Here is a 3392-nt window from a genome sequence, read left to right as displayed (position 1 = left end):
ATGCCAATTGGAGGTATTTTGAAATGTATGACGATAACGGTAACGTAATCAACAGTTGGTTTGGTGGCGGTCAAGATTTAACACCTTATTACTTATTTGAAGAAGACGCTACTCATTTTCACCTGACTTGTAAAACTGCTTGTGACAAACATAATTCAGAGTTCTATCCAAAATTTAAAAAACAATGTGATGCTTATTTCTGGAATGTACATCGAAATGAAGCTCGTGGAATTGGTGGATTATTCTTTGATTATTGCAAAGAAACTGAAGAAATGAAAACGGAAGCTTGGTACAACTTTGTAACGGAAGTTGGAAATAGTTTTCTAGAAGCTTATGTTCCAATTGTTGAAAAACGTAAAGATTTATCATATACTGATCTTCAAAAGAATTGGCAAGAAATTCGTCGTGGCCGTTATGTTGAATTCAATTTGGTTCATGATAAAGGAACATTATTTGGATTAAAAACAAACGGTCGAATTGAAAGTATTTTAATGAGTTTGCCACCACACGTGCAATGGGTATATGATCATCATCCTGAGTCAGGAAGTGATGAAGAAGAACTAATTAAAACATTAATGAATCCAAAAGAATGGATATAAAAAAAGAGCAGTAATCCTTAAATTACTGCTCTTTTTTAGTAGTTGAATTTTAAGATTATTTCATATAATCAATCAAATCTAAAGTTTGTAAAATGATGTTTTTATTAGAAAAATTTGAATTCAAATTCATTTCTACTTTCATTTTATTTCCGTCTAATTTATTTGAAGATTTCATTTCAATATTTCTAAATTGGTCGGCAAAACGTAAAGCTTTTGCCGTGTCTCTTCCAAAGTCTTCTACTAACATATAGCTTTTAATGAAATTTTGAATGTTGAAGTTTCCAGTAAAATAATTATCGGATGTTTCTTTAGCAACTTTCTTAGAAAAATCTGATTGAGAACCTTTGTTTATGTATTGTAAACCATTAGTAAACACTAATACATCTCCTTCTTTTATTATATACATGTCACCAAAATCTTTAGTTCCATTAACTTTGTAATTACCATTTTCTTGTACTAAAACATCCTTTCTTAATCCTAATTTTAATAATTTTTCGCTCATTTTTGGGTGCGTTGAGGTCATGATAAATGAGAAAACGGGTTTGGTTTTAACAATCGTTTTTTCCACTTCAATTTCTTCGTAATCATCGTCATATTCAATCGATTTGTAGGTGTAATCAAACTTTTCCATTCCATGAAAAAACATTGTAAAATCTCCATCTAATAACGTTGCCGTAGCTTCTTCATCAATTATAGTAGTCATTAAGTCCATAGCAATATCTAAACCTTCTTTTTCAATTGGCAAAGCAGAAAAAGATTGTTCAATAATAGCTGGATAGTTCTTTAGAATTTCTTCAGTACTCATGTGATAAGTAAAATAACCTAATGGTTCGTTTTTTGGAAAATAATTGTATATATTTTCATTAGGTTTTCTAGAGATTACCTTTTGCATTACAGCCGCTAATGGTTCTGTATATTCAACCGTTTGTTCAATTCTGGCTTTGTCATCTTCAAAAAACATATCCATTCCCATTCCTTTAATGCTATACATTGAAGTATTTGGAGTTGTATTTGGAGTCATTTTTCCAAAAAGATAATATAAAGAACTCATTTTTCCTGTTAAAGCTTGATAGTCCATCCAAGCAGAAATATCAGCCTCTTTATTCACTTTTGAAGAAGTTGGAATGTCAAATCCTTTTTTAAACAATTTAGCTATATCATTTGATTGTCTTTCTTGTTTTATTTTTCTTTCTTTTGCTAATCTGTTTTCGTTTTCTTCTCTTATTTTTTTATAATACTCTTCATCATAGTAATCATTATACTCTTCATCCACTTCTTCAGCTTCCACTTCAACAACTTCTACATTTTTATAATATACTGTTTCTTCCGTTTCTTCGGCCTCTACTTCTTCATATTCTTCATCTACTATTTCTGTGCTTTCAATCCTTACTTCCTCAACAGCTTCCTCTTCATAATAATTGTCATTTACTGTTTCTTCAACGTCATAAACGTTTCCATAAGGATTATAATTTGTGTAATTTTTAGGTTTAGTATCATAGCTGGTGTAAATTACTAAAACCTTCTTGTTCCATGCAATTGAATAATCTTCGTTAGGTGGCGAATAAATTGAATAATTTGATTTTTTTACAATTTTATCCTCTTTTGATTTTTTGTTTTTCTGTAATTTTCGTTGAATTAATTCAGCAACTCTCTTTTCATCAAGAATTGGAAGAGTAATTTGAGTGTATGAAATACTGTCTTTAAAATTACCATGAATTGTAGCATTTTTAGATTTATCAAAAACAGCAACAAAATCTTTTAATTTAAAATCGGATTTTTCCTTATTAAAACTTTTAAATAAGTTGTGACTAAACAAGCTATCAATATTTACTTTTTTTGCAAACTGAGTTGTGTTAAATTGAACAAAGTAATCATAATTTTCTTTGTTGTTTTGACTTAAAACAAAGAAGGGTACTAAAAGTAATAGTGCGTAAATTTTTTTCATATTATAAATTAAGGAGTAAAACTGATGGAGTTATTCATTAGGCTATTATCATTTAAAACACTCCATACATTATGCTTTAAAAAAACCGTTTTTTTTGATTTTGAAAGTTTACTATTTGCATTTTGAACTGTCTTCACTTCTTTATCAAAAGAATAAACAGCTGTAATTTTTGCCTCTTCTAAATCTTCTTTTTTATCTTTCTTTTCTTTTAATTTTTCTGGAATTGGATAAGAAGCGATTCGTTCAAATTTTCCATTTGCTTCTTTAAAATGATCTAATTTAGTTTCTTTATCAATAGTATTTAACACTGCGTTTAAACTCTCTAATGAATTATAACTAAAATTTAATTTAAAAACGTAATTACTGAAATCATAAGATGTAGAAATCTTTGTAGCTCCTCTTATTTTTGAAGCATCGTTTCTAAATTGTGCTAATTTTTGTTTCATTTCAGCTTCACTTGGAATTTTTTCTCCATCCACTTCGCCTAACATTATGGCAGCTCTAGTTTTTACCCAAGAATCGGAAAAATCAATAACCAAGCTATAATCTCGGCTTTTATTGGTTCTATGGTTTATTTTTTCAGTTACTTGAAAGCAACTTGAAAATAAAATACATAATGTAATTAGTACTAATTTCCTCATGCTCCAAAAATAAGATTTATTTTATTAAAATTAATTCCAGATTACGGCTTTTTTTAAAATTAATGTAGCTTTAGTTAATGAAAAGATAAATTTAAACTATTTAAATACTTAGAAAGAATTAGTATTTTTATCTTTGTATCAAATATAGAAAAATTATGTTTCCATTACACAGAGGTAGAAGATTAAGAATAAATGAATCTATAAGAA

3 protein-coding genes are annotated in these 3392 nt (G+C 28.2%); 1 reads left to right on the top strand and 2 read right to left on the bottom strand.

Annotated features, from left to right (window positions below):
- A partial coding sequence (locus AACZ53_RS14235; protein ID WP_339839816.1) for a coproporphyrinogen III oxidase occupies nucleotides 1–599 on the top strand: 599 nt, incomplete at its 5' end.
- Between the two features lie 55 nt (nucleotides 600–654).
- Here AACZ53_RS14235 and AACZ53_RS14230 read toward each other — a convergent pair.
- Together AACZ53_RS14230 and AACZ53_RS14225 are read right to left on the bottom strand one after the other, a co-directional pair.
- Entirely contained in the window at nucleotides 655–2544 is a 1890-nt protein-coding gene (locus tag AACZ53_RS14230) for a hypothetical protein (RefSeq protein ID WP_339839814.1), read from the bottom strand.
- A gap of 8 nt (nucleotides 2545–2552) precedes the next feature.
- Complete coding sequence (locus AACZ53_RS14225) at nucleotides 2553–3185, bottom strand: hypothetical protein (RefSeq protein WP_339839812.1); 633 nt, start codon at nucleotides 3183–3185, stop codon at nucleotides 2553–2555.
- Nucleotides 3186–3392 lie beyond the last annotated feature (207 nt).

The organism is uncultured Flavobacterium sp., from assembly GCF_963975005.1.
Classification (GTDB): domain Bacteria; phylum Bacteroidota; class Bacteroidia; order Flavobacteriales; family Flavobacteriaceae; genus Flavobacterium.
This window is presented reverse-complemented; position numbering and strand designations above follow the sequence as displayed.